The sequence below is a fragment of the Curtobacterium sp. NPDC087082 genome (assembly GCF_044745045.1).
Lineage (GTDB): Bacteria > Actinomycetota > Actinomycetes > Actinomycetales > Microbacteriaceae > Curtobacterium.
Genome location: NZ_JBIUZN010000001.1, coordinates 163872 through 190224 on the forward strand (window position 1 = coordinate 163872; position 26353 = coordinate 190224).

General features: G+C 69.7%; 18 protein-coding genes. 4 read left to right on the forward strand and 14 right to left on the reverse strand.

Going from position 1 to position 26353, the window contains the following annotated elements:
• Positions 1–20 precede the first annotated feature (20 nt).
• The 8 genes from ACIPEP_RS00735 to ACIPEP_RS00770 form a co-directional block, all read right to left on the reverse strand.
• A complete protein-coding gene (locus ACIPEP_RS00735; RefSeq protein WP_402716180.1) occupies positions 21–1031 on the reverse strand; it encodes a carbohydrate ABC transporter permease in 1011 nt (336 codons plus the stop codon).
• 3 nt (positions 1032–1034) lie between these two features.
• Positions 1035–2360: a sugar ABC transporter substrate-binding protein gene (locus ACIPEP_RS00740; RefSeq protein ID WP_402716181.1), complete on the reverse strand. Its 1326-nt coding sequence runs from the start codon at positions 2358–2360 to the stop codon at positions 1035–1037.
• A 199-nt stretch (positions 2361–2559) separates the two neighbouring features.
• The gene (locus ACIPEP_RS00745; protein ID WP_402716182.1) at positions 2560–3114 is read right to left on the reverse strand and encodes a DUF2231 domain-containing protein; all 555 of its coding nucleotides are present in this window, start codon (positions 3112–3114) and stop codon (positions 2560–2562) included.
• A gap of 146 nt (positions 3115–3260) precedes the next feature.
• The gene (locus ACIPEP_RS00750) at positions 3261–5429 is read right to left on the reverse strand and encodes an ATP-dependent Clp protease ATP-binding subunit (protein ID WP_402716183.1); all 2169 of its coding nucleotides are present in this window, start codon (positions 5427–5429) and stop codon (positions 3261–3263) included.
• 48 nt (positions 5430–5477) lie between these two features.
• Positions 5478–6896 (reverse strand): MFS transporter, encoded by a 1419-nt coding sequence (locus ACIPEP_RS00755; RefSeq protein ID WP_402716184.1) that lies wholly within the window; start codon positions 6894–6896, stop codon positions 5478–5480.
• 130 nt (positions 6897–7026) lie between these two features.
• Positions 7027–7302 (reverse strand): twin-arginine translocase TatA/TatE family subunit, encoded by a 276-nt coding sequence (tatA, locus tag ACIPEP_RS00760; protein ID WP_306577014.1) that lies wholly within the window; start codon positions 7300–7302, stop codon positions 7027–7029.
• Between the two features lie 205 nt (positions 7303–7507).
• Positions 7508–8995 (reverse strand): sugar transferase, encoded by a 1488-nt coding sequence (locus tag ACIPEP_RS00765; protein WP_402716185.1) that lies wholly within the window; start codon positions 8993–8995, stop codon positions 7508–7510.
• A gap of 108 nt (positions 8996–9103) precedes the next feature.
• Positions 9104–11941 (reverse strand): glycoside hydrolase family 2 protein, encoded by a 2838-nt coding sequence (locus ACIPEP_RS00770; protein WP_402716186.1) that lies wholly within the window; start codon positions 11939–11941, stop codon positions 9104–9106.
• A 218-nt stretch (positions 11942–12159) separates the two neighbouring features.
• On the opposite strand from ACIPEP_RS00770, the gene ACIPEP_RS00775 reads away from it, so the two are divergent.
• A complete protein-coding gene (locus ACIPEP_RS00775; protein ID WP_402716187.1) occupies positions 12160–12558 on the forward strand; it encodes a pilus assembly protein CpaE in 399 nt (132 codons plus the stop codon).
• Between the two features lie 54 nt (positions 12559–12612).
• Here the strand turns inward: ACIPEP_RS00775 and ACIPEP_RS00780 are convergent, their stop codons facing one another.
• Entirely contained in the window at positions 12613–16623 is a 4011-nt protein-coding gene (locus ACIPEP_RS00780) for a hypothetical protein (protein ID WP_402716188.1), read from the reverse strand.
• Here ACIPEP_RS00780 and ACIPEP_RS00785 point away from each other — a divergent pair.
• Together ACIPEP_RS00785 and ACIPEP_RS00790 are read left to right on the forward strand one after the other, a co-directional pair.
• Positions 16607–17437: an aldo/keto reductase gene (locus tag ACIPEP_RS00785; RefSeq protein ID WP_229085871.1), complete on the forward strand. Its 831-nt coding sequence runs from the start codon at positions 16607–16609 to the stop codon at positions 17435–17437. The two genes, ACIPEP_RS00780 and ACIPEP_RS00785, sit on opposite strands and share 17 nt — an antisense overlap.
• A gap of 148 nt (positions 17438–17585) precedes the next feature.
• A complete protein-coding gene (locus ACIPEP_RS00790; RefSeq protein WP_402716189.1) occupies positions 17586–18518 on the forward strand; it encodes a hypothetical protein in 933 nt (310 codons plus the stop codon).
• Positions 18519–18691: 173 nt separating this feature from the next.
• Here ACIPEP_RS00790 and ACIPEP_RS00795 read toward each other — a convergent pair whose 3' ends face one another.
• From ACIPEP_RS00795 to dnaK, 5 genes are all read right to left on the reverse strand, one after another.
• Positions 18692–19834, reverse strand: coding sequence for a class I SAM-dependent methyltransferase (locus ACIPEP_RS00795; protein WP_402716190.1), 1143 nt, complete (start codon positions 19832–19834; stop codon positions 18692–18694).
• Between the two features lie 35 nt (positions 19835–19869).
• Positions 19870–20280 (reverse strand): heat shock protein transcriptional repressor HspR, encoded by a 411-nt coding sequence (locus ACIPEP_RS00800; protein ID WP_336698130.1) that lies wholly within the window; start codon positions 20278–20280, stop codon positions 19870–19872.
• A gap of 126 nt (positions 20281–20406) precedes the next feature.
• Positions 20407–21411: a DnaJ C-terminal domain-containing protein gene (locus ACIPEP_RS00805; RefSeq protein WP_336698035.1), complete on the reverse strand. Its 1005-nt coding sequence runs from the start codon at positions 21409–21411 to the stop codon at positions 20407–20409.
• A 23-nt stretch (positions 21412–21434) separates the two neighbouring features.
• Positions 21435–22094: a nucleotide exchange factor GrpE gene (locus ACIPEP_RS00810; RefSeq protein ID WP_083295090.1), complete on the reverse strand. Its 660-nt coding sequence runs from the start codon at positions 22092–22094 to the stop codon at positions 21435–21437.
• Positions 22095–22096: 2 nt separating this feature from the next.
• The gene (dnaK, locus tag ACIPEP_RS00815) at positions 22097–23959 is read right to left on the reverse strand and encodes a molecular chaperone DnaK (RefSeq protein WP_070417079.1); all 1863 of its coding nucleotides are present in this window, start codon (positions 23957–23959) and stop codon (positions 22097–22099) included.
• Between the two features lie 808 nt (positions 23960–24767).
• Here dnaK and ACIPEP_RS00820 point away from each other — a divergent pair.
• The coding region (locus tag ACIPEP_RS00820; RefSeq protein WP_402716191.1) for a hypothetical protein at positions 24768–26353 on the forward strand (1586 nt) is incomplete at its 3' end.

Consider the following 26353-nt stretch of genomic DNA (forward strand, 5'->3'; position numbering starts at 1 on the left):
ACCGGGCGTGGTCGTCGTCGTCACAGGTCTTCCTCCCCGCTCCGGACCAGCCGGCGGATGTAGTAGCTGGTGAGCGCTCCGAGGATCAGCGTCGAGATGACGGCGATCGCCGCACCCTGCCCGTACGCGTTCGACACGAAGGACTTCACGAACGTCCAGATACCGAGGGTGAGCGTGGTGTCCTCGGGGCCGCCCTTGGTGAGCAGCCAGATCTGGTTGAAGACGTTGAAGTCCCAGATCACCGAGAGGATCGTCACGAGCAGCAGCGTCGGCACGAGCGCCGGCAGGGTGATCGAGCGGTACATCGCCCACGCGGACGCCCCGTCGAGCGCCCCCGCCTCGTAGTACTCCGGCGCGATCTGGGACTGCGCGGCGTACAGCGTCAGCGCGACGAACGGCACCGCCTGCCAGATCACGAGCGAGAGCACGATCGTCAGTGCCTGCCCGGGACTCGACGCCCAGTTGTCCTGCGTGTGGTCGCCGAACACCCCGAGCTGGGTGATGAGCCAGTTGAGCACGCCGTAGAAGGGCTGGAAGAGCCACTGCCAGACCAGGCTCGACGCGACGTTCGGCATCGCCCACGCCAGCACGAGCACGACGCTCACGACGGTGCGCATGACGACACCGAGCCGGGTCAGCAGCTGGGACACCGCCATGCCGATGCCGATGGTCCCGATCACCATCGCGCCCGTGACGAGCACGGTGCGCAGTATGACCGGCCAGAAGCTGGCGTCGGTGAGGACGTTCGTGTAGTTCGTGAAACCGGCGAACCCGGCCTGCCCGGTGAAGATCGCCCGCAGCCCGTAGTCCTGGAAGGAGATGACCACCAGGCGAACGAGCGGGTAGACGACGAGCGCGAGGAGCAGCAGCGCAGCCGGTGCGAGCAGGACCAGCGGCGCTCGGGACGAGGTGAGCGATCGACGTCCTGCGCGACCGCCCGGGCCGGTGGGACCGCGACGCCCCGTCGACCCACGCCGGGTCCCCGGCTCGGCCTGCGCCGAACCGGGGACCCGCTCCGCAGTGGAGGTCATCGACTACTGCTGCGCGTTGAGCGCGGTCGTGAGGTGCTCCGAGAAGCCCTCGGCTGCCTGCTTCGGCGTCTTCCGACCCGTGGCGACGTCCGCGAACATCGTCTGGAACGTCGAGTCGCCCTCGATCGTCGCCCAGCCCGGGGTCGCCGGCGTCGGACGGCTCGTGGAAGCGGCCTCGAAGTACGGCTTGTGGAGCTCGTCCACGTCACCGGCGACCGCGTCGAGCAGCTGCGTGGAGTTCGGCTCCCAGCCGTCGACCCCGAACACCTGGTCCTGCTGGAACTTCTTCGAGGTGAGGATCTTCGTGTAGTACAGCGCGAGGTCCTGGTTGGCGGACTTCGACGGGATGCCGAGGTCGGAGCCACCGAGGAACACCGGCTGCGTCTTGCCCGCGGTGCTCGACGGCATCGCGAAGGTGCCGATCTGGTCCTTGAGCTCGGGCTTCGCCGTGGTGATCGAACCGATCTCCCACGCGGACCCGAGGATCGCCGAGGTGTTGCCCTGCGCGAAGACGTCGGACTCGGCCGGCTTGTCGGTGTTGATGTCCTGCGTGGACTTCGCCGAGTACGCGTTCTGGAAGTCCTTCCACGCGGTGAGGCCCTTCACGGCGTCGGCGGAGTCGATCGCGCCCTTCCACTTGCCGTCCTTCTCGGTGGCGATCTGCCCACCGGCGTCCCACACCCACTGCAGCCCGCCGTACCAGTACTGCCCCGGCATGTAGAACGCCGAGAAGTCCGCCTGCGGGTTCTTCGCCTTGACCTTGTCGAGGTCGGCCGTGAGCTCGTCGTACGACTTCGGGACGTCGGTCACCCCGGCGTCGGCCCACATCTTCTTGTTGTAGATCACCGCGCGGTTGCCGGCGAAGAGCGGGGCGCCGTACAGCTTGCCGTCCACGGTCGCCGGGCCTTCGAGCCCGGAGAGCCACGTCTGCCCGTCGGCCAGCTCGTCCTTGTACGGCGAGAGGTCCATCAGGCCACCCGTCGCCGCGTACACCGGCACCTGCGTGTTGCCGAGGTCGACCACGTCCGGCGCGTCCTTCTGCGCGAGGGCCGTGGTGAGCTTCGTGGTGATGCCGTCCCACTGCTGGAGCTGCAGCTTCACCTTGGCGCCGGTGGCCTTGGTGAACTGCTTCTCGGCGACGTCGAGGATCTTCGGGCTGAGGTCGCCGTTCATGATCCAGACGGTGAGGGTCTTGCCCTTGCCATCGGGTGTGCCGATGGACTTCGTGCCGCCGTCGGAAGCTCCGTTGCTTCCGGCGGAGCACCCGGTGAGGGCGAGCGCGCCTGCGAGGGCGAGCGCACCGAGTGCGGCGAAACGCGTGCGTGTCACGTTGACTCCCTTGGTCCGACCTTTATGAAAGGACGTTGCATAATGGTGAGTAAAGACCCATCACGCAGGGATGTCAACCACGAATCGGCAGGCTGTGGACAATCGCGATCCGCATGTTTCCGGGGGATCACGGATGTGGAACGGATGATCGACGGCGCTTGACGAACTGGTCATGACCAGGCATGATCAGCACCCACGCTCAGGCGTCGAACGGCACCTCGCCGTGCTGGCTCACACCCGCACGCTGCCGGTAGGCCAGGTGCCCACCGAGGTACCCGCCGACGCCGACGACCGCGAGCCCCGCGAACCCGAGGAGCTTGCCTGCCCCATGGTTCCCGGACTTCCGTTGCATCCACGACAGCCCGTACAGCGAGATGCCCACCCAGTTCACGGCCTGGTGCACCCAACCGGTGCGGAGTTGCTCACGATCGAGCTCCGACCAGTCGACGTAGCCGGCCACCGAGGCGCTGCCCGACGACACCAGCCCCACACCGACGAGGGTCTTCGCCGCCCGCGCGTTCCCCTTCCCGCCGATCAGGTCGAGCACCGCCGCCGAGATCCACGCACCCAGCGGTACCTGCACCATGAGCGGGTGCAGCGGGTGCCCGAACGGCACGCCGTGGAGCAGCTGGCGCAGTGCCTTCGGCTTCGCGAGGGCGTTCACCACGGAACGATCGATGTCGACGGCCCTGTCGAGCACGCTCGCGTGCTCGACGGCGTCGGTGAGGCGACGGAACGCTCGGATCTCAGGCATGCCCTGGACCGTAGGCCGGGCGAGACCGGAGCGTTCACAGCGCGCCAGCGCTGTGCTCCGGTCTCGCCGAGCGAGCCCGCGAGCGAGGCGGTACCGGTCCCAGGAACCGGCACCGCACCTCCGGGTCGTCACGTCCAGTGCGCCGCCTACTCCTCGACGATCTCCGCGAGCTCGAACGGCTCCACCGTCAGCTCGTCGCCGCCTGCGGCGACGTCGACGCGGACGGTGTCCCCGTCGCGCACGTCACCGGCGAGGATCGCCCGCGCCAACCGGTCGTCGATCTGCCGCTGCATGAGCCGGCGGAGCGGACGCGCTCCGTACACCGGGTCGTACCCGCGCTCGGCGAGCCAGGCCCGGGCGTCCGGGGTGACGGCCAGCTCCAGTCGGCGGTCGGTCAGCCGGCGTGCGAGCCGGTCGACGTAGAGCGACACGATCTGGCCGAGGTCATCCTGCGTGAGCGCCTGGAACACCACGATGTCGTCGAGTCGGTTGATGAACTCGGGCCGGAAGACCTGCTGGACGAGCTCGCGGACAGCCTCCTCGCGCTGCACGTCGGTGATCGACTGGTCGGTCATGAACTGCGACCCGAGGTTCGACGTCAGGATGAGGATCGTGTTCCGGAAGTCCACCGTCCGGCCCTGACCGTCGGTCAGGCGGCCGTCGTCGAGGACCTGCAGGAGCACGTCGAAGACCTCGGGGTGGGCCTTCTCGATCTCGTCGAGCAGCACCACGGAGTACGGGCGACGCCGGACGGTCTCGGTGAGCTGCCCGCCGGCCTCGTAGCCGACGTACCCGGGCGGGGCGCCGATGAGCCGCGCGACCGAGTGCTTCTCGCCGTACTCGCTCATGTCGATCCGGACGAGTGCCTTCTCGTCGTCGAACAGGAACTCGGCGAGCGCCTTGGCCAGCTCGGTCTTGCCGACGCCGGTGGGGCCGAGGAACAGGAACGAGCCCGTCGGACGGTCCGGGTCGGAGATGCCCGCGCGGGTGCGACGGACCGCTTCCGACACGGTCGAGACGGCGGAGCGCTGCCCGATGATCCGTCGGCCGAGTTCGTTCTCGAGGTGCAGGAGCTTCTCGGTCTCGCCGTGCAGCAGGCGCCCGAGGGGGATGCCCGTCCACTGCGCGATGACGGCGGCGATGTCCTCGTCGGTGACGCTGTCGTTCACCATCCGGTCGGCCTGCTCAGCTTGTTCGGCGGCGGCGAGCTCGGCCTCGATCCGGGGCTTCTCGCTGTACTCGATGCGCGACACGAGTTCGTAGTCGGCCTCGCGCTGCGCCCGCTGGGAGCGCATGTTGAGGTCGTCGAGCTGCTGCTTGAGTTCACCGATGCGGTTGAGGCTGGCGCGTTCGGCCTGCCACCGCTGCTCGAGTTCGCCGAGCAGGGTCTCGCGGCTCGCGAGCTCGGCCCGCAGCGTCTCCAGCCGGGCTTTCGACGCGTCGTCCTTCTCCTGCTTCAGCGCGAACTCCTCGACGCGCAACCGGTCCACGGTGCGCTTGAGCTCGTCGATCTCGACCGGGCTCGAGTCGATCTCCATCCGGAGCCGGCTCGCGGCTTCGTCGATGAGGTCGATCGCCTTGTCGGGCAGCTGCCGCCCGGAGATGTACCGGTTCGACAGGCTCGACGCGGCCACGAGCGCGGAGTCGTTGATCGTGACCTTGTGGTGCGCCTCGTAGCGCTCCTTGAGGCCGCGGAGGATCGCCACGGTGTCCTCGACGCTGGGTTCCCCCACGAAGACCTGCTGGAAGCGCCGTTCGAGGGCGGCGTCCTTCTCGATGTACTCGCGGTACTCGTCGAGCGTCGTCGCGCCGATGAGCCGGAGTTCGCCGCGCGCGAGCATCGGCTTGAGCATGTTCGACGCGGCCACGGAGCCTTCGCCCCCACCGGCGCCCATGAGCGTGTGCAGCTCGTCGATGAACGTGATGACCTGCCCGTCGGAGTCGTTGATCTCCTTGAGCACGGCCTTGAGCCGCTCCTCGAACTCGCCACGGTACTTCGCGCCGGCGATGAGGGCGGACATGTCGAGCGACACGAGCCGCTTGTCCTTGAGGGAGTCGGCGACGTCACCCGCGACGATCCGCTGGGCGAGTCCTTCGACGACGGCCGTCTTGCCGACGCCGGGTTCCCCGATGAGCACGGGGTTGTTCTTGGTGCGACGCGTCAGCACCTGGGAGACGCGTCGGATCTCGGCGTCCCGCCCGATCACCGGGTCGAGCTTGCCGTTGCGGGCGATCGCCGTGAGGTCGACGCCGTACTGCTCGAGGGCGGTCTTCTGTCGCTCTTGCGAGTCAGGAGCGCCCTGGAGGTTCGCCATGCGTTCCGTCCTTTCGTTGCGGTGGTCCTGTAGTTGAGTCTACTCCACTCAACTTGCGTTCGCAGCGGGAGATTCCCGCCGCGGGTTCCGGATGCCGACGGCACTCACGAGTGCGCCGGCGAGGAGCAGCAGCGCCATCACGACCATCGCGCGGTGCAGTCCCTCGACGCTCACGGCACCGCCGAGGACGATCCCGGCGAGCGCGACCATGACGAGCCCGGCGATCCGCGCGATCGCGTTGTTGACGGCCGAGCCTGCACCCGCCTCGGACTGCGGGACCGACCCGAGGACCGCACTCGTCAGCGGCGTCACCATCAACGCGATCCCCGCTCCGACGAGCACCAGACCGGGGAGCACCGACCACCAGTACCCGATCGGCTCGTCACCGGCGAAGAGCAGCAGGAGCGCCCCGACCGCGGCGATCGCGGGACCGGCGGCCATGAACCACCGCGGACCCCAGCGGCCGGCCAGCGACCCGACCGTGGTGGAGAGGAGCAGGAGCATCACGGTCGGGGGCAGCGTCGCGAGGCCGGCGAGCCAGGCCGGGAACCGCCAGACCTCTTGCAGGAACAGCGTCACGACGAAGAACACCATCCCGAGGGCCCCGTAGATCGACAGCGTCGCGAGGTTGCCGACGGTGAAGTTCCGCGCACGGAAGAGCTCGAGCGGGACCAGGGGTGCGCCGTGCCTGCGGGTGACGCGGAGTTCCCACGGCACGAACGCCACGAGCGCGGCCCCGCCGAGCACCAGCGCAGCGAGGACGACCGGCGCGCCCCACCCGAGGCGCTCCTGCTCGATCAACCCGAGGACGACACCGCCGACCCCCACGACCGCCAGCACCGCGCCGACCACGTCCACGTGCGCCCGCGGCCCCACCCGGACGTCCGCCGAGATCCGCGACACGAGCGGGATCGTCACCGCGATCGGCACGGCCGTCAGCACGAAGATCCACCGCCAGCCGATGCCGTCCACGACGAGGCCGCCGACGACCGGACCGAGGATCGTCGCCGCGCTCGACCACGCCGTCCACGTGCCGATCGCCTTCGCCTGGGCCGCCCCGCGGAACGCCGCCACGATGAGCGCGAGGGCACTCGGGGTCACGAGCGCACCACCGACGCCCTGCAGCGCCCGGGCGACGATGAGGATCTCGCCCGTGGGGGCGATCGCACACACGATCGAGGCGATCCCGAAGACCACGAGGCCCCACGTGATGATGCGGACGCGGCCGAACAGGTCGGACAGACTGCCGGCCACGAGGATGAGCGAACCGAGCGTCACGAGGTACGCGTCCACCGTCCACTGCTGCACGACCAGTCCCCCGCCGAGTTCGTCGCGGATGGCGGGGAGCGCCACGTTCACGACGCTCGAGTCGAGTCCCACGACGAAGGACGACAGGATCGCGACGACGAGCACGATACGGCGGTCGTCGCGGAGCGGGGCCGTGGCTGCCGGGGCTGGGGTCGTCATGTGCCCATCCTCCGCCACCGCGCGCGGTCCCGCCTGCCCCTGGGAGGACCTGTGGACAACTCGCCGGACACGACGAAGCCCCCGCGACCGATGGGGTCGCGGGGGCTGCCGACAGGACGGGGCTGGGGTCCTAGTTCCTGGAGTCCGAGTTCGGCTGGACCGACGGGCCGGGGTTGACGACCGGCTGCGGAGCCGGCTCGGCCGCGGTGTTCGTCACGGTCGTGGTCTGCACGCCGGGGTCAGTGCCCTTGGCCTTCTTCTCGTCGTCGCCCATCTCCTTCTTGAAGATGTTGATCGACTGCCCGAGGCCCTTGGCGAGTGCCGGGAGCTTGGTCGCACCGAACAGCAGGATGACGATCCCGAGGATGATCAGCAGGTGTACGCCACCGAGGTTTCCGAGCATCATGACTCCTTGAATCTGGATCTGGTCGCCGTCTCCGAGTCACCGTCGACGCGTGCGGCGGAAGTCCGTCGTGCACCCATCGTAACTCGCACCGGTCGGGAAACCCAGGCCGGGCACCCGAACGGACACCGTTCGCACAGGCAGCACCCCCGGACTGCCGTTGCAGCCCGGGGGTGCGCGTGCCGGTTGCGGGTCAGGCGCGACCGGGTCAGTAGGCGCCTCGGGAGCGCAGCACGGACGGGATGGTCCGGGCGAGGATGACGACGTCGTGGACGAAGGACCAGTTCTCGACGTAGTGCAGGTCGAGTCGGACACCGTCGGCCCAGTCGAGGTCCGATCGGCCGCTCACCTGCCAGAGCCCGGTGATGCCCGGGGTGACGAGCAGCCGACGGTCGGCGAAGTCCTCGTACAGGGCGACCTCGCGCGGGAGGGCGGGTCGGGGGCCCACCAGGCTCATCGAACCGGTCAGGACGTTCCACAGCTGCGGCAGCTCGTCGAGGGACGTCCGACGCAGGAACGCACCGACCCGGGTGATGCGCGGATCGTGCTTCATCTTGAAGAGCGGCCCCGCGCCCTCGTTCGCCTGCTCGAGCGCGGCCATCCGGGCTTCGGCGTCGACGCACATCGTCCGGAACTTGAGGATCGGGAACTCCCGCCCGTCGCGCCCCACGCGGGTCTGGCGGAAGAACACGGGGCCACGGTCGTCCGCGCGGATGACCAGGGCGATGACGGCGAACACCGGCGCGAGGAGCAGCAGACCGATGCCGGCGCCGACGACGTCGAGCGTCCGCTTGCCGATCCGCCGCCGGTAGTCGGGCGTCTCGACGTGCATGAGCGGCAGGCCGTCGACGGGTCGTTCGTGCACCCGGCCGGCAGCGATGTCCGCCAGCGGCGAGGAGACCACGAGTTCGACGCCGTGCGCTTCCAGTTGCCATCCGAGCCGCCGGAGTCGCTCGTGCCCGCCCCGGATCGCGCCGGCGACCACCACGGCGGCCACCGGTTCGCTCTGGGCCCGGTCGAGGACGGCGTCGACCCCGTCGATCACCGGGACGCTCGAGTCACCGAGGGGCACCCGGGACCCGGCCCGGACACAGTCGGAGATGACTGCCCGGACGCGGTACCCCGCCGCGGGGGTGGCCGCGATGCGCCGTCCGACGTAGGTCACGTCGTCGAGGTCGCCGACGAGCAGGACGTCCTGCAGCCCCTCGCCCCGGCAGCGACGTCGAGCGAGCACGGTCCGGACGGCCTTCCGACCGATCGCGAGGAGGAGCAGCCCGAGCGGGAACGCGATGGCGACGTAGCCGCGGGCGAGGTCGACCTGGACGGCGTAGGCGACCCCGGCCACCGTCGCGACGGTGACGAGGCTCGCGGTGATGAGTCGCCGGAACTCGTCGCCGCCGACACCGACGATGCGCGGGTCGCGGCTGCGGGACACAGTGAGCAGGACCATCCAAGCAACGATCATCACGGGGGCGACCACGAACTCGGTCCACCCGGCAGCGCTCGAACCCGCGGGGAGCTCACCGGGGAACCGGACCACGTGGGCGACGGCGAACGCGACGAGCAACAACCCCAGGTCGAGCCCGGCCAGGCCGAAGCCCGTCGCACGACTGCGGCGGGTCCGGCTGCGGGTCGGACGCCCGACGACCTCGACGGAACGGGACACCGCGCTCAGCGGTCGCATCGCGAGTGACATCGGGAGCCCTCCTGTCGGCCACCGGCCGGGGGGACCGACCGGGTGCCGCCGTCATCCGGGAGGACGGAACGGCACTCCGATCAGAATATCACGCTGGAGTTCTGCATATCAATGGCCGAGCACGTCCGCGAGCGTCCACGCCACGGGAGCCGCGGTGAGCGCCGGGATGTCCGCCTCGGTCACGCCGCGCAGTCGGTAGGCGACCCGCTCCCCCGGCAGCAGGGTCATGAACCCGCGGTCGACGGTGCCTCCTGGTGCGACCCGGTCGGGCTGGAAGAGGAGGTCCCGCACGAGGCCCTCCGCCTCGACGACGAGGTCGAGGCCGTCGCCGTCGGGAGCCGCGGCGAAGGCGGTCCGGTAGCGTGCCGGCTCCCAGCGCATGTCCTTGTCGGGTCCCGGGGTCCACACCGCCCGTCGCCAGTCCATGTCCGCGACGACGAGCTCGTTCGTCGGGTCGTCCACCACGCCGACCGACTCCGGCAGTGCCACCACGGCGACACCGGCGGCGGACAGGCGGACGGGGAGCGACACCTCGGCGAGGACCGTCCCCGCGAGGGTGACCCGCCGCACGCGGACGACGCTGTCGTGCCCCGTGCGGGTCGAGCGGACGGCGACCTCGATGGGCGCGTTGCCGAACGACCCGGGCGACACCCCGAGCGAGAGCGTGTCCGCCAGGTCGCCCAGATCGGCCGTCTCACCGACGGAGGCCGACGTGGTCGGGCGATCCGCGCCTCCTGGCTGCCCCGACGGATCGCCCGCAGAACCGGACGCGCCCGCCGGAGCGGACCCGCCCGCCGGACCGGACCCGCCCGCCGGACCGGACCCGCCCGACGGACCGGACCCGCCCGCCGGACCGGACGCAGCAGCCGGACCGGACCCGCCCGCCAGAGCGGACCCGCCCGCCGGACCGGACCCGACCACAGCCGCGACCGAGGACACCGGACGGATCGTCAGCAGCACGTCGTCGTAGAGCCGCCGCAGCTCGTGCGCCAGCGGCTTCAGCCGCCCGGCCGAGTCGATCGCCGACCAGGACGAGACCGGCCAGAGGTCGTTCAGCTGCCACACGACGACGCCGGTGTTCCGGGGCCAGTGCGTCCGCCAGTGCTCGACGCCCGTCGCGATGGCGCGCGCCTGCTGCAGCTGCGTCAGGTAGTGCCACCGGTCGAACTCGGCCGGCGCCACGGAGCCGAACCGCGGCGCGAGCCCCCGCGCGAGCTTCCCCATGCCGTCCGCGGCCTTCTGGTGGTGGACGACCCCGGGCGAGTCCACCGCGAGCGGTGAGTCCCGCACGGCATCGCGCAGCGTGCGCCACGCGGGCGGTGCCTGCCAGCCGAACTCCGAGACGAACCGCGGCACCGAGTCGCGGTAGGCGGTGTCCGGGAGCCGGTTCCAGACGTCCCACGAGTGGTGCGTCTCGTGGTCGACGTCGTTCGCGGGGAGCGACTCGGAGCCCGACCACGGCGAGGCGACCGTGTAGAAGCGCGAGGGGTCGACCGCGTCGACGATCGTCGGCAGCAGGTCGAGGTAGTAGTCCAGGCCCCAGCCGCGGCCCTCGAGCGAAGCCTCCCAGCCGTCGACCTCGTGCAGCCAGATGTTCTCGTTGTTGCCGTTCCAGAGCACGAGCGAGGGGTGCCGTGCGAGCCGGGCGACGTTGTCCCGGGCCTCGGCGATGACCTCGCTGCGGATCGGCTCGCCCTCGGGGTAGGCCGAGCAGGCGAACGGGAAGTCCTGCCAGACGAGCAGTCCGAGCTCGTCGCAGACCTCGTAGAAGTCGTTCGACTCGTAGACCCCGCCGCCCCAGACCCGCACGAGGTTGACGTTGAGGTCCGCTGCCGCGCGCAGACGGTCCTCGACCCGGTCGCGCGACACCCGCGAGACGATGACGTCGTCCGGGATCCAGTTCACGCCGCGGACGTCGATGAGCGTGCCGTTGACGTGCACGTTGAAGGGCTTGCCGATGCTGTCCGACGTCGTCTCGATGCGCGTCGAGCGGAAACCGGTGCGGAACGTCGAGCGGTCGAGGACCTCGCCGTCGACCGTCTGCAGCTCGACCACGACGTCGTACAGGTCCTGCGCGCCGTAGCCACGCGGCCACCACCGCTGGACCTCCGGCACCCGCACGGTGACCACGGTCTCGTCGTCGCGCGGGGTCAGCTGTGCGCGGGAGCGCTGGCGGGTGGTGCCACCCTCGGCCGTCGCTCCGCTGACCGTCACGACGAGCACGAGGTCGTCGTCCTCGCCGTCCTGGTCGAGGTCGTTCAGCCCGGAGCGCTCGACGGTGATGTGCGCGTCCAGCACGCCCTCGCCGGCCTCGACGTCGACCAGGGGCCGGACGTCGCGCAGCCTGGCTGTGGACCAGCGCTCGATCGCGACCGGTCGCCACGGGCCGCTCGTGACCGCCGTCAGCCCCCAGTCCCACCCGAAGTTCGAGGCCATCTTGCGGATGTAGGGGAACGGTTCGTCGTAGGGCCCGGGCATGCTGCCGGCCTTCGCCGCGACGCGTCCGGCCTCGCGGTAGGGCGACTCGAACAGGAGCTCGAGCGTCTTCTCCCCGCGGCCGACGCCGCCGGTGCTGTCCCGGGCGTCGAAGCGGTAGCGGCGGTGCATGTTCCGCGTCGTCCCCACCACGACGCCGTCGAGGCTGAGCTCGGCGACGGTGTCGAGCCCGTCGCACACGAGGTCCACGCGCTCGAAGCCCCGCGGGTCGACGTCGACGGTGCGCTGGTAGGACCAGTCGGCCCGGCCGACCCACTTGGCGCCGTCCTCGTTCCGGTCGAACGTGGGGTCCGCCAGCAGCCCCTCGCGCTCGAGGTCGGTGTGGACCTGCCCCGGCACGGTGGCGCCGATGGTCCGGCCCACGACGTCGGCCGGCGCGCCTGCTGGCGGCGCCTCACCCGCCATGGTCACGGTCCAGCCGTCGCGGAGTTCCTCGCGTTCGAGGGTCATGCGGGTCCTTCTCTTCGGCGGACGGGTTGGTGTCCGCTGCGGTCGGGACGCCGGCCGGGGGCCCGCCTCGTGGCCGGGTTCTCGGCCGGGAGGCGCGGCACCGGTTGCCCGGGCGTCGTCGCGTCGCGCGCGCGGAACGCTGGTGCGGTCGCGCGTCGGGGTGCTCGGCGATGCTAGTACGGCGACCTTGCAGGACTGCGAGTGGCAGGCTGGAAGACGTGATCAGTGTTGCACTCGCCACCGCCCTGCGTGACGCCGGCCTGCGGTGGCACCCGACGACCGGTGACCGGTTCGTGATCGACAAGCCGGGCGTCGACGACGACGTCTACACGGTGTCCGAGATGACCGTGGAGCGGCACGACTACCCCTCGGGGACGGTGCTCGGCTTCAACGGGACGACCGAGTGGGCGCTCGACTCGGTCGACGCCGCGGAGTCCCTCTGGCTCCCGCGCGAGGACCAGCTGCGTGGGCTGCTCGGGCCGGCGTTCGTGTCCCTGTCGGCGGGGTTCACGGTGGTCGCGACCATCGACGGCGCTGATCGTTCCTTCACGTCCGACGACGCTGCGGAGGCGTACGGGCTGGCCCTGCAGGCGTACATCACGGCGGCGCTGGCGTAGCGGAACACCCCGCACCGGTGGGGTGCGGGGTGTTCGCTGTCGTCCTGCTGTGGGTCAGGCGCGGTGACGTGCCTGCGCGTCGGACTCGTTGTCGTCTCCCGAGCGGCGTCGGCGTGCCCAGAGCAGGAGCACGAGCCCGCCGAGCAGCCCGACGATCGAGGCCGGGACAGCCACCTGGGTGATCTCCGACCCGGTGAACGCGAGCTCGACCGGGGCCGGTTCCGCGTCGATCGTGGTGCGGACCTCGGTGGAGAACACCCACACGGGCTTGCGGAGCTGCTGCAGCTTCTCCGCACCCGACTGCTCCGCTGCCATCGTCGTGATGGCGTTCTCGGTGTCGGTCTGGCCGGTGCTGGCCTGTCCGTCGGTGACGGTGTCACCGTCCGCTCGGGTGACCTGGCCCTTGACCTGGCCGAGGAGCACGACCGTGCCCTCCGCCGCTTCCGCGTCCGACACGACATGCGCGTCGGTCGTCATCGCCGTGGTCCGCTCGCCCGGCTGCAGGATCGCTTCCTCGACGGTCATCGCCGGCATGGAGTCCATGTGCTGCACCGCGTTGACGACCAGGTTGCCCGTGTTCGCCACCGAGTACCGCACCCAGACCTGCTCGCCCGGACGCAGCATCCGGTCCTCCGCCAGCACCACCATCGTGCCGGCGCTGTCCTGGACCATCGGCTCCGCCGTGACGTCCAACACGCTCTTCGCCGTCAACCCCACACGCACCTCGTCACGATCGTTCACCCGATCATCGCCAGCACCCGTGGCATCCAGGACCGCAGCGATCGTGACCTGCCCGTGGTCGATGTCGCCCTGCGTGAGGACGTACTCCGGCACCACGCACTCGATCTCCGCACCCGGAGCGACACCATCAGCAGCGCACTCGACCGGCAGGTCCGCCAGCTCGATGATCTCCGCACGCGTCCCGGTCAACGTCGTGTTGCCCGTGTTCACCGCACGCACCCCGACGCTCACGCGGTCGCCGGCCTGGGGAACGTCATGCTCCGACTCGGACAGGTGCCCGATCACGGTCGTGTCCACGCCAGCGACCCGGACGATGTCGACACCCGTCCTCGCAGACGCGTCCACGACCTGACCGTTCGCACCCGTCGCACCAGCCGTGATGTCGAACCCGACCTTGCCGGCATCGACGTCGCCCTGCGTCAGTTCGTACTTCGACAGTGTGCAGTCCGCGCTCTCGCCCGGCGCGAGGGACTCCGACCCGCAGGAGACGACCATGCCGTCACGGCCCTCGACGGCACCCGTCAGGTTCCGAACCGTCACGTTCCCGGCGTTCACGACCGACAGGCGAACCGTCGCCGTGTCACCGGCCATCGTCATCGCCGCATCGGTCTCGTCGAGCTCCGCCGTCGCCGCGGTCGTGATCGCCGGCGCCCGCACGATGCTCAGCGTCGTGTCCGCAGCCGCTTCCACACGCTCCCGATTCGCACCCGTCGCCGCGGCCGTCACATCGAACCGGACCCCACCACGATCCACATCGGCCTGCGTCAGCGTGTACTCCGACACCTCACACTCGACCGACTCCCCCGGAGCCAGCACATCCGACGGGCAATCAACCTCGAGCCCATCACGCTCAGCGACCTGACCACGAACACCCGTCACCGTGACGTTGCCCGTGTTCCGGATCGTCACCGCCACCGACGCCGTGTCCCCCGCGAACGGCACCTCGTGCTCACTCGGATCCAACACACTCGTCACACCCATACTGATCGACGGCACACGCACCAACTCCACCGATGCCTCGTCCGACGCGGACGCCGTCCGACCACCAGGTGCCGCAGCGGTCACCGCGACCTCGAACGCCACCGCACCACTGTCGATGTCGGCCTGGGTCAGCTCGTAGTCCTCGATCGTGCACGAGACCTCGGCACCAGGAGCGAGTGCACCCTCAGCGCACGCCACGTCGAGCGCACGTCCATCGACCTCGGCCGCGACCTCGCGAAGCGTCACGTTGCCGGAGTTCCGCACTGCGACCTCGAGCGCGACCTTCTCGCCCGCCATCGGAGCACCCTCGGTGTCCTTCAGCGCAGCCGTCGTCACTGCGACCACACCGTGCTGGCGGTCGACCGTCACCGTCGCCGAGTCGGCACCGGCGACGTCCTGCCGCTTCGGACCGGTCGCGGTCACGTCCGCGTCGAAGACGACCTCGCCGTTGTCCACGTCGTCCTGGGTGAGCGTGTACGACGGCAGCGTGCAGTCGATGCTCGCCCCCGGAGCCAACGGCCCAGCCGGGCACTCCGCCGCGAAACCATCACGATCCGCGATCACACCGGCAACATCGGTCAGCGTCACGTTGCCGGTGTTCTCCACCGACAGCACCAGAGCGACCTCGTCGCCAGCGCCCGGGGCCATGCCCGAAGCGTCCAGCGTCGGCGACAGCGTCACACCCACCGCCGGCGCCTGCGCCTCGGTCTCCCGGGTGGCCTGTGCCTCAGTGCCGACCGCGTTCCCTGCGGTGTCCACACCGGCGACGGTCGCAGCGAAGTCCACCGCGCCGGCATCGACGTCCGCCTGCGTGACCGTGTACGTCCCGGTCACGTCGCACTCGATCGACGCTCCCGGCGCGAGCGAGGGCACGTCGCACGCAGCGGCGAGTCCCTGCTTGTCCAGTTCGACAGCGAGGTCCCGGACCGACGCGTTGCCGTCGTTCGTGATCGTCAGCGCGAGACCGATCTCGTCACCGACGCCGGGCTCGCCCTCCGCCACCGGCTTGAGCGCGGCGGAAACCGCGCCCTGGCGCTCGAAGTCCACCGTTGCCTGCGACGCGGTCAGCGTCACGGGCACACCCGACGGAGCGTTCCCGGTCGCGGCGCTCTGGAAGATGAGCTGACCCGCGTCGAACTCGTCCTGCGTGACGACGTGCTCGAAGGTCTTCTCGATCGATGCGCCCGGTGCGATCGTGGCCGACTCGAGCGGAAGATCCGCACCGTTGACCGACGCCACCAAGTCCGACAACGTGACGTTGCCGTCGTTGCGGAGCGTGGTCGTCACCGAGACCTTCGACCCAGCAGCGGCCACGGGCCCCGTCGCCGTGGTCGACGTCACGCCAACAGCGTCCGCCTCGATCTCAGCCGACGCCGATGCCTCCGGTAGCTCGAAGGCCACGTTCTTGGGCGTCCGGGCGGAACCCGTCATGGTGGCATCGAGCTCGCCGGCATCGATGTCGGACTGCGTCAGGATCTGTTCCGTCTCACACGTGATCTCCGCACCGGCATCCACCATCGCCGGGTCGCACGTGAGGTCGACGCCGTTCGACAGCTCGACGTCGATGTCTCGCAGTCGCACGTTGCCGGAGTTTTTGATAGTCGCCGTCACACGCGCGAAGTCCCCGGCCCCGGTTCGACCATTCTTGTCGGTGTCTGAGACATCGACTGAAAGCGACGTCGATGCAGCCGGGACCTCGGGGTAGGCGAACAGCGTGATCGGCGTTGTCGCGATCAGGTCGAGCGCCGAACCGTCACCGTTCCCGAGGTACCGGTTGTCGCTCGCCGTTCCGGCATGCTCGACTCGGAAGGTGAAGTACCCCTCAGCCGTCACCTCGGATCGGAACTTCAGACAGGCGGATCCGTCGCCTACTGGCACACCCGTGATGTTGCTTGACGTTGGCGATTGGGTCGTGGGAACACAAGTCCCGTCGAGCGAAACGATTCCCAATCCGTCTGGAACCGGATACGTCACTTGGCCTGCGGTCGTCATCTGCTCTGACCAGACGCCGTTTGCCAGCAATCCTACGAACGTAGTTTTCCTCGAGTTCTGCAGTGGACCGGTGATCGTGTCACCTTCCGCGCGGACCGAGGTCGACTCAGACGCCGCGAGCGCAGCATCACCGACGACGAGCGAGCCGACCAACGCGGCCGCCCCGACGGGCAAGAGCGAAAGGCTCCGAGTAGATCGACGCACGAGTACCTCCAAGAACGGGTTGACTGTCCATATCAGTATGTTGCATATCAATACCGAACGCAAGGTCGACGCCGCGCCCGGCTGAGAACACCCGGAATGGACCGCGCCAGCACGGTGGTTGACTCGGACCATGACCGTTCCGAACATCACCCTGAACGACGGCAAGACCATCCCGCAGCTCGGCTTCGGCGTCTTCCAGATCGACCCCTCCGAGACGAAGGAAGCGACGCTCGCGGCGCTCGAGGTCGGCTACCGCCACATCGACACCGCCGAGATGTACGGCAACGAGAAGGAGGTCGGCGAGGCCATCGCGTCGTCGGGCATCCCGCGCGAGGAGATCTTCGTCACCTCGAAGCTGAACAACGGCTTCCACGACCCCGAGGCAGCGCTGGAGAACGGCAAGAAGTCGGCCGACCTGCTCGGCGGCTACACCGACCTGTTCCTCATCCACTGGCCGCTGCCCACCGTGTCGGACTTCGTGCCGACGTGGAAGGCGATGGAGGAGCTCTACCGCGGCGGCACCGCCCGCTCGATCGGCGTGAGCAACTTCCAGGCCCACCACCTCAACCGCCTCGCCGCCGAGACCACGATCACCCCGGCCGTGAACCAGATCGAGGTGCACCCGTACCTCACGCAGGACGAGCTCCGCGCCTACGACCGCGAGCACGGCATCGCGACCGAGGCCTGGTCGCCCATCGCGCAGGGCCTCGTGCTCGACGACGAGACGATCACCCGCATCGCCGGCAACGTCGGCAAGTCCGCGGCGCAGGTCGTCCTCCGCTGGCACATCCAGCGCGGCGACATCGTCTTCCCGAAGTCGGTCACCCGTGCCCGCGTCGAGGAGAACTTCGCGATCTTCGACTTCGAGCTCTCCGACGAGGACATGACGGCGATCTCGTCGCTCGACAAGGGGCACCGCACCGGTCCGGACCCGGACACGTTCGACTACGTCCCGGCCTAGGTCGGGCGTGCCGGCTCGAGCCGGTAGCTGCTCACCCTGACGACGAATGCGCACGGTCCGCCGTGCGCATTCGTCGTCCCAGCGCGCACTTCGCGCTCACCCTGTGGACAGGCCTGGAGGCACGCCCCGCGTCCGACAGGCTGGTCCGGTGATCCTGCTCCCGGACTGCGCGATCGAACGCGTCGACGACCGCACTCCCCCGGACGTCGCGCGCGCACTCCAGCGCCGCGCGGGCTCCGACCGCACCCGGATCGCCCGCGGTGTGTACGTCGACACGTCGTCGTGGCAGCACCTCGACGACCGCGAGCAGCACCTCGTCCGGATGCTGGCCGTGCTCCCGACGATGGCGGACGGTACGGCGTTCACGCACGAGTCCGCGCTGGTCCTGCACGGCGTCCGGCTGCTGCACCGCGCTCCGGACCGGGTCGTGGTCGCCGATCCGACCGCTGCCCGCGCCGACAGACGCTCCGCCGCCGTCGAGCGGCGCCCGATGCCGCCGGGGACGATCTCGACCGTCACCGTCGGCGGCCACCACCTCCGCACGCTCGACCTCGGAGCCGCCGCGGCTGCGTTCGCGCGGACCTCGGACCACCGCGCGGCGGTCGTCGTCCTCGACCAGGTGCTCCGTCGAGGCATCCCGCGCGAGGTCCTGGACGACCTGATCACCGCGGCACCGGCACGCGGGCGGACCCGAGCCCGAGCCGCCCTCTCCTTCGCCGATGCCCGCTCCGACTCGGTCGGTGAGTCACTCGCGCGCATCGTCCTGCGCGACGCCGGCGCACCGGCGCCCGAGCTCCAGCGGGAGTTCCGCACGAGGGACGGCCTCGTCGCGAGGGTCGACTTCTGGTTCCCGGAGCAGGGCGTGGTCGTGGAGTACGACGGCGCGGTGAAGTACCGCGATCCGGGCACCCGCGGCGGGCGGACGGCCTCGCGCGTCGTCGAGGACGAGAAGCGCCGCGAGGACCGCGTCCGCGCCTTCCCCGAGGTGCGCGGCTTCGTCCGGCTCACCTCGCACGACCTGCGCTCGGTGCCGTACGTCGCGGCCGTGCTCCGGGCAGCGGGCGTCCCCGCGCGGGCCTGACGCGCACGCTCGCACGCCCGCGTGCCGCACACGCCCGCGCCCGCGCCCGGAATGCGCACCCAGACGACAACTGCGCGTGGTCCACCATGCGCAGATGTCGTCAGACCGCGCAGTCACCGAGCAACCGCACCACACAGCACCGCACCGCACCTCAACCAGAGCGGCAGGCGCAGTCATGCCCGCCGCGACGCCGTCACCGTGAACTTCGGCGTCCGCACCACCTGTCGCGTCGCCCCCACGAACCGCTCCAGCACCGGCCGGTACCGCAGGTGCGAGTTCCAGACGCACCACAGCTCCCCGCCGGACTGGAGGATCGTGGCCGCGTTCCGGAACATCGCCTCGGCCGCGTCCGTGGTCACGGTCGTGTCCGCGTGGAACGGCGGGTTGCAGAGCACGAGCTGCGCGGAGCCCTCGTCGAGTTCGTCGCCGGCGTCGCTCCGGACGACGAGCACCCGGTCCGCCACGCCGTTGGCCTCGGCCGTGGCGATCGTCGATGCCACGGCGATCTGGGACACGTCCGTGGCGATCACCCGGATGCCCGGTCGACGCCGCGCGAGTGCGGTGGCGATCACCCCGTTCCCGCAGCCGAGGTCGACGGCGGTCCGAGCGCCGGGCACCGCATCGTCCATCGCGTCGAGCAGCACCCGGGTGCCCTGGTCGAGCGAGGTCCCGGCGAACACCCCGCCGTGCGCGACGAGCGTCATCCCGAGGTCGTCGACGTGCACCGACCGCGGCCACGGGTTCGTCGCGTCCGCCCGGGTCGCCTGGGCGCGGAGCGGGTCCTGCGCGATCAGCAGCCGCGACTTCCCACGGCCGCGGGACGCCGTCACCTCGCCGAAGTACCGGCGCAGGACGTCGTTCTGCGAGAGGTTCATGTGCTTCGACACCCCGCCGCACAGCAGCACGACGTCGGGCGCGGCGAACCGGGCGACGGCGCGGGCGAGCTCGTCGAGCCGGTCGTTCGACTTCGACAGCCGGAGCAGCACGAGCCGGACGTCCCGGAACGCCTGCTCGAGCGACGAGGGGTGGTGGAAGCCCCGGCGTCCGAAGGTGCCAGCGTTGGCCTCGAGCGCACGCACCCCGACGAGGGAGTCCTGCACGACCCGGACGTCCGACGCACCGTGCACCGTGATCGCCCCGAGGGTCAGCACCCCGTACCGGTCGTCGACGACGGCGACCTCGCCGGGCTGCCGGAGCGCGTCGCCGTGCACGTTCGGCGCCTCGTCGAGGATGAAGCGGTCCGTGCCGTCGATCGCGATGAGGTCCGGCGCGTCGTCGTCGCGGCGGCGGAAGAAGTCGGCGAAGTCCGGTGGCACGGCGCCAGCGTACCGATGGTCCCGGTGGGGACGGGTCAGCGCGGCCCGCGGTAGAGCACGATCTGCGTGTTCCGCTGCGGCCGCATGCCGGCACGGAGCGGCACCGCTCCGCCGGTGGTGGTCGCCGCGAACACGCGGGCGCCCGGCCGGTTGATGAGCTGGTCGGCGAGGGCCGTCTCCAGCTCGCTGACGCGCGCACGGAGCGCGCGGTTCTCGTTCTCGAGTTCGAGGACGCGGCGGATCCCCTCGAGCGAGACGCCCTCGGACCCCAGGCGTGCGATCTCGCGCAGCTGCGCGACGTCGTGCATCGAGTACCGGCGCGACCCGCCGCGCGTGCGGCCGGGCACGACCAGGCCGAGCCGGTCGTACTGCCGCAGCGTCTGCGGGTGCATCTCGGCGAGCTCCGCCGCCATCGCGATCGCGAAGACGGGCGAGTTCTCGTCCATGTCGGTCATGGCGTGTTCCTTTCCGTCGTTCGCATGGTCTGGAAACCAGACTGGAGGCACGGCGCGCGTTCCTGACGGAGCCGCGCCGCGCCTCCGGGCCGGGTCTACTGCTGGTGGTGCGCGCAGCTAGCTGCGCGCCTTGGTGAGGAGGTCCGCACGGGGGTCCTCGTCGGGCAGGGCCTCCGCGAGGGCCTCGACCGCTTCCCGCTGCTTGTCCGTCAGGTGCGACGGCACCGCGACCTGGACGGTCGCGAGCAGGTCGCCCGTCCCGTTCTTGGTGGCGACGCCGCGGCCCTTGACACGGAGGACGCGACCCGACGGCGTGCCGGGTGCGACCTTCAGCTTGACGGTGGAGCCGCCGAGCGTCGGGACCTCGATCGTCGCGCCGAGCGCCGCCTCGACGAACGTCACGGGGACGTCCAGCCGCAGGTTCTGCCCGTCGCGCTCGAACACCGGGTGCTTGCGGACGGTGACGGTGACCACGAGGTCACCGGCCTCTCCGCCGTCGGGCGAGGGTTCACCGCGCCCACGGAGCCGGATCTTCTGCCCGTCCGCGACTCCCGCGGGGATGCGGACGTTCACCGGACGGCCGTTGCCCTGCGAGAGCTTGACGGTGTCGCCGGCGATCGCGGTGGTGAAGTCGAGGGTCGTCGTCGCGGTGACGTCGCGGCCCTTCGTCGGCCCACCGAAGCCGCGGTAGCCGCCGGTGGTCTGGCCGAAGCCGCCGCCACCGCCGAACATCCCGCCGAGGATGTCCTCGAAGCCACCGGCGCCACCTGCTCCGCCCTGGCCGAAGCGGACACGCTGTCCGCCCCCGCCCTGGCCGAACATGCCTCCGAAGACGTCCTCGAAGCCGCCGCCCTGGCCCGGGCCACCCGCGGTGAAGCGGGCGCCGGAGCCCATGGCGCGGACCTGGTCGTACTCCTGGCGCTGCTCCTTGTCGGAGAGCACCGAGTACGCCTCGCTGATCTCCTTGAAGCGGTTCTCGGCGGCGGCGTCGCCCGGGTTGGAGTCCGGGTGGTACTGCCGCGCGAGCTTCCGGTAGGTCTTCTTCAGCTCAGCGTCACTCGCCGTCTTGTCGACGCCGAGGACCTTGTAGAAGTCCTTGTCGAACCAGTCCTGACTGGCCATGAATCCCTACCTCCTCCCCGCGCTCAGGCCGGGACCGCCACCGCGACCTTGGCCGCACGGAGGACGCGCTCACCGAGCTTGTAGCCCGGCTCGACGACGTCCGCCACGGTCTGGCCGGTGGCGCCCGGTGTCGGGAGCTGCACGATCGCCTCGTGGATGTTCGGGTCGAAGGACTCACCCTTCTCGCCGATCTGCACGAGCTTGAACTTCTCGAAGCCGCCGCGGATCTTCTGGCCGATGACCTGCATGGGGCCCTCGGCGAGGTCACCGTGCGCCTCGGCGCGGGTGAGGTCGTCGAGCGCCGGCAGGAGTGCCCGGACGACCTCGGCGATGGCGACCTCGCGGTTGGCCTCACGGTCGCGCTCGACGCGCTTCCGGAAGTTCACCAGCTCGGCCTGCGCACGGAGCATGTCCGCACGCATCTCGGCGACCAGGTCGCGGTCCTCCGTGCTGAGCTTGTCCTCCGCGATGCCACGGGCGGCGTCGGCGAGGAGCGCCTCGTCCTCGGGGGAGAGGTCGTTCGCCGCGTCCGCCGCCGGGCCCCCGGCGGCGGGGCCGTCGGTCGGTACTTCGACGTCGGGCCCCTCCGCCTCGATGAGGTCCTCGGGCTCGGCCGCGTTCGTGGCGTCGCCCTCGACCTGGGGCTCGTCCTCGTTCGGCACGTTGTCCTTGGGATCCGTCATCGTTACTTCTTGTCCTTGTCGTCCTCGTCGTCCACGACCTCGGCGTCGACGATGTCCTCGTCGTCCTGTGCTGCCTGGTCGGCGGTGGGCTGCTCACCGGCCGGGGCGCCTGCGTCCTGCTGGGCGTAGATGGCCTGGCCGAGCTTGCCCTGCGACTCGTTGAGCTTGTCGAAGGCGGTCTTCACGGCTTCGTCGTCCTCGCCGGCGAGCGCGGACTTGAGGGCGTCGACGTCGGCCTGGACCTCGGACTTGACGTCCGCGGGGAGCTTCTCGTCGTTCTCCTTGATGAGCTTCTCGATCGAGTAGACGAGCTGCTCGGCCTGGTTGCGACGCTCGTTGGCCTCACGGCGGGCCTTGTCCTCGGCCGCGTGCTCCTCGGCTTCGCGGACCATGCGCTCGATGTCCTCCTTCGGCAGCGACGAGCCGCCGGAGATGACCATCGACTGCTCCTTGCCGGTGCCCTTGTCCTTCGCGGACACGTGCACGATGCCGTTCGCGTCGATGTCGAAGGTGACCTCGACCTGCGGGACGCCACGGGGAGCCGGCGCGATGCCGGTGAGCTCGAAGGTGCCGAGCGGCTTGTTGTCGCGGGTGAACTCGCGCTCGCCCTGGAAGACCTGGATCGCGACCGACGGCTGGTTGTCGTCAGCGGTCGTGAAGGTCTCGCTGCGCTTGGTCGGGATCGCGGTGTTGCGGTCGATGAGCTTCGTCATCAGGCCGCCCTTGGTCTCGATGCCGAGCGACAGCGGCGTGACGTCGATGAGCAGGACGTCCTTGCGCTCGCCCTTCAGCACACCTGCCTGCAGCGCGGCACCCACGGCCACGACCTCGTCCGGGTTGACGCCCTGGTTCGGGGACTTGCCGCCGGTGAGCGACTTGACGACCTCGGCCACGGCGGGCATGCGGGTCGAGCCACCGACGAGCACCACGTGCGCGATGTCGTTGACGGAGACACCGGCTTCCTTGATGACGTCGTTGAACGGCTTCTTCGTGCGGTCGAGCAGGTCGGAGGTCATCTGCTCGAACTGGGCGCGCGAGATGGTCTCGTCGAGGTTGAGCGGACCGTCTGCCGTCAGCGTCAGGTACGGGAGCTGGATGCTCGCCGACATCTGCGACGACAGTTCCTTCTTCGCCTGCTCGGCGGCTTCCTTGAGGCGCTGCTTGGCGATCTTGTCCGTCGAGAGGTCGACGCCGTGCTCGTCCTTGAACTTCTTCACGAGGTAGTCGACGATGCGCTGGTCCCAGTCGTCACCACCGAGGCGGTTGTCGCCGGAGGTCGCACGGACCTGGATCGTGGAGAAGTCGTCGTCCTTGCCCACCTCGAGCAGGGAGACGTCGAACGTGCCACCACCGAGGTCGAAGACCAGGATGAGCTCGTCTTCCTTTCCCTTGTCGAGGCCGTACGCCAGTGCAGCGGCGGTCGGCTCGTTGATGATGCGGAGGACGTTGAGCCCGGCGATCTCTCCGGCGTCCTTGGTGGCCTGGCGCTCGGCGTCGTTGAAGTACGCCGGCACGGTGATGACCGCGTCGGTGACGTCTTCACCGAGGTACTGCTCGGCGTCGCGCTTGAGCTTGCCCAGGATGCGGGCCGAGATCTCCTGCGGCGTGTACTTCTTGCCGTCGATGTCCGTCGTCCAGTCGGTGCCGATGTGGCGCTTGACACTCGCGATCGTCCGGTCCACGTTCGTCACGGCCTGGCGCTTGGCGGTCTCGCCGACCAGTACCTCGCCGTCCTTGGTGAAGGCGACGATCGACGGCGTGGTGCGCATGCCCTCGGCGTTGGCGATGACCGTGGGCTCACCGCCCTCGAGCACGCTGACGACCGAGTTGGTGGTTCCGAGGTCGATGCCTACTGCACGTCCCATGTGTGGGTGCTCCTTCTGTTGGTGCGGGTCTTGCTGAAGTCGTTGGACTTGCGTCCGATGGACTCAACTCTACTCAGGACTGGAGGCGCGTCAACTCTGGGAGCTGAAAGTTGCGTCCGAATGGCTCAAGTCATTTCGATCGCACAGAGTTGTATTTCAGTTTGTTCGGTGATATTTTGGTATGGCAGCGGGGTGTCCCGCGACCACGAAGACCGCGAGCCGCGGGCGACCCGATCGTCCCGAGCGAGTGCACGCGGCCCGATCCCTCGAAAGGGACCTCACCATGTCAAGCAAGAAGAAGCGCATCGCGAGGGGCCTGGGTGCTTCGGCACTGGCCGTCGCGACCGTTGTCTCCGGCCTCTCCCTCGGCGCGGGCACCGCACAGGCCGCGGATGACGATGCGCCCGTCTACTGGACCTCGAGCAAGAGCAACACTCACTGGGAAATCGACAACAAGACACCCAAGACATTGACTGACCCAGGATCGCTGTTCGGCCTGAAGAAAGGCATAACGCGCGGTTTTGCGGACTCGACTCAGTTCGGTTCGGTCGCAGAGGCGCAAGAGAAGTCGCAGAAGATGCCACCGCTCACATCGAATTGGCGTCCGTGGGTGAAGCCAGGGACGAACATCTGTCTAGCACCCTGGGGAGCTTTTGCGAACAATTCGCGGAGCGGCCTTCTCCACTGGGATACGTGCACCGGGGACTCCGATCAGGACGTCCGGATGGGCCCCAACGGGATCGAGTTCCGCTTGAATCCCCTCGCGACACTAACCAACACCTCCTCTGATGGCATTCGGCAAGTGCAAGTGCCCCAGATCAGTCAGATCCCTAACGGCGACGGGGAGTTCGGTGGCGAGTTCGCGAACAGGCGGCTGACGGCGGCGGGGTCGTTCCCTGCGGACCGGACGCAGCGTGCGCAGATCACGGGCACGGCCGAGGCCGGCGCGACCGTCGTGTTCAAGATGGGCATGGTCGAGGCCGGTCGAGTCACCGCCGATGCCACGGACGGTTCGTACACGTGGGACGTGCCCGCTCCGATGCAGGGCGGCACGAAGTCGTACACGGTCTCGCAGATCGTCGACGGGACCGAGTCCGGCAACGTCCAGGTCGACCTGAACTACGGCACCGCCGTCTCGATCAGCTCCCCCGAGGACGGCGCCCCCGCCAACGCCGGCACCACCCAGATCACCGGCCGAGGCGAGAACGGCTCGGCCGTCACCGTCGGCGTCAACGGCACGAACCTCGCCCCCGTCACCGTGACCAACGGCACCTGGACCGCCCAGGCGGACCTGCGCCGTGGCGAGAACACGATCACCGCGACCCAGGCATCCAAGGGCGCGAACAGCACCACCACCTCGATCACGGTCAACCCGGGCGAGTCGAACACGCGTCCGTTCGAGGTCACCTCCCCGAGCAACAACGACACCGTCGACGGCCCGACCGTCGAGTTCGAGGGCAAGGCCGAGCCGGGCACCACGGTCCGGATCCGTGAAGGTGCGACCGAGGTCATGCGCCAGGTCACCACCGGCACGAACGAGAACTGGTCCGGCACCAGCGGGACCCTCAGCGACGGCCTGCACCGCCTGACCGTCGAGTACACCGAGCCCGGCCAGACCACCCCCCAGACGCAGCCGCTGAACATCACGGTCTCCACCGGCGTCGTGCAGGACTTCAACTGGGCCACCCCGGACGGCACCACCCCGCTCGACGAGACGTTCAGCGTCACTGGAAGCGCCACCACCGGCACCGTGGTGAACATCGTCTGGCACACCAGCAGCGGCACGAAGGTCGTCATGGACAACCTTCCCCCCGTCGATGCCTCCGGCGAATGGTCCGGCATCGGCACCCTGCCGGTCGGCTCTTGGGGTGTCACGCTGCAGTACAAGGAGCCCGGCAAGGCCAAGCAGACCATCGACCGCACCCTCGAGGTGCGAGCCGGCGTCATCCGAGACTTCAACTGGGCGACTCCGGACGGCTCCGCAGCGCTCCCCCGGACGTTCGCCGTCACCGGGACCGCCACCACCGGCACCGAGGTGAACATCATCCACCCGACCGCCGGCCGCCCCGCAGTCGTGATGAACAGCGTCTACGCCGACGACCAGGGCAACTGGTCCGGCATCGGCACGATGTCCGCCGGCGAGCGCGACGTCATCCTGCAGTTCAAGGAACCCGGCAGCCGCGACAAGCAGACCATCACCCGCACCCTCCGGGTATCGGACGGTCAGGTCGTGCCGTTCGAGTGGACCACCCCGGACGGCTCCGCTCCCCTCGGTGACACGTTCGCCGTCTCCGGCAGGGCCACCACCGGCACCGAGGTGAACATCATCCACCCGACCGCCGGCCGCCCCGCAGTCGTGATGAACAGCGTCTACGCCGACGACCAGGGCAACTG

Bases quoted from the DNA above. Each gene is read 5' to 3' on its own strand.
- ACIPEP_RS00735 (WP_402716180.1), bottom strand. From the start codon at position 1,031: ATGACCTCCACTGCGGAGCGGGTCCCCGGTTCGGCGCAGGCCGAGCCG.
- ACIPEP_RS00745 (WP_402716182.1), bottom strand. From the start codon at position 3,114: ATGCCTGAGATCCGAGCGTTCCGTCGCCTCACCGACGCCGTCGAGCAC.
- ACIPEP_RS00750 (WP_402716183.1), bottom strand. From the start codon at position 5,429: ATGGCGAACCTCCAGGGCGCTCCTGACTCGCAAGAGCGACAGAAGACC.
- ACIPEP_RS00755 (WP_402716184.1), bottom strand. From the start codon at position 6,896: ATGACGACCCCAGCCCCGGCAGCCACGGCCCCGCTCCGCGACGACCGC.
- tatA (WP_306577014.1), bottom strand. From the start codon at position 7,302: ATGATGCTCGGAAACCTCGGTGGCGTACACCTGCTGATCATCCTCGGG.
- ACIPEP_RS00765 (WP_402716185.1), bottom strand. From the start codon at position 8,995: ATGTCACTCGCGATGCGACCGCTGAGCGCGGTGTCCCGTTCCGTCGAG.
- ACIPEP_RS00770 (WP_402716186.1), bottom strand. From the start codon at position 11,941: ATGACCCTCGAACGCGAGGAACTCCGCGACGGCTGGACCGTGACCATG.
- ACIPEP_RS00785 (WP_229085871.1), top strand. From the start codon at position 16,607: ATGACCGTTCCGAACATCACCCTGAACGACGGCAAGACCATCCCGCAG.
- ACIPEP_RS00780 (WP_402716188.1), bottom strand. From the start codon at position 16,623: ATGTTCGGAACGGTCATGGTCCGAGTCAACCACCGTGCTGGCGCGGTC.
- ACIPEP_RS00800 (WP_336698130.1), bottom strand. From the start codon at position 20,280: ATGGACGAGAACTCGCCCGTCTTCGCGATCGCGATGGCGGCGGAGCTC.
- ACIPEP_RS00805 (WP_336698035.1), bottom strand. From the start codon at position 21,411: ATGGCCAGTCAGGACTGGTTCGACAAGGACTTCTACAAGGTCCTCGGC.
- ACIPEP_RS00810 (WP_083295090.1), bottom strand. From the start codon at position 22,094: ATGACGGATCCCAAGGACAACGTGCCGAACGAGGACGAGCCCCAGGTC.
- dnaK (WP_070417079.1), bottom strand. From the start codon at position 23,959: ATGGGACGTGCAGTAGGCATCGACCTCGGAACCACCAACTCGGTCGTC.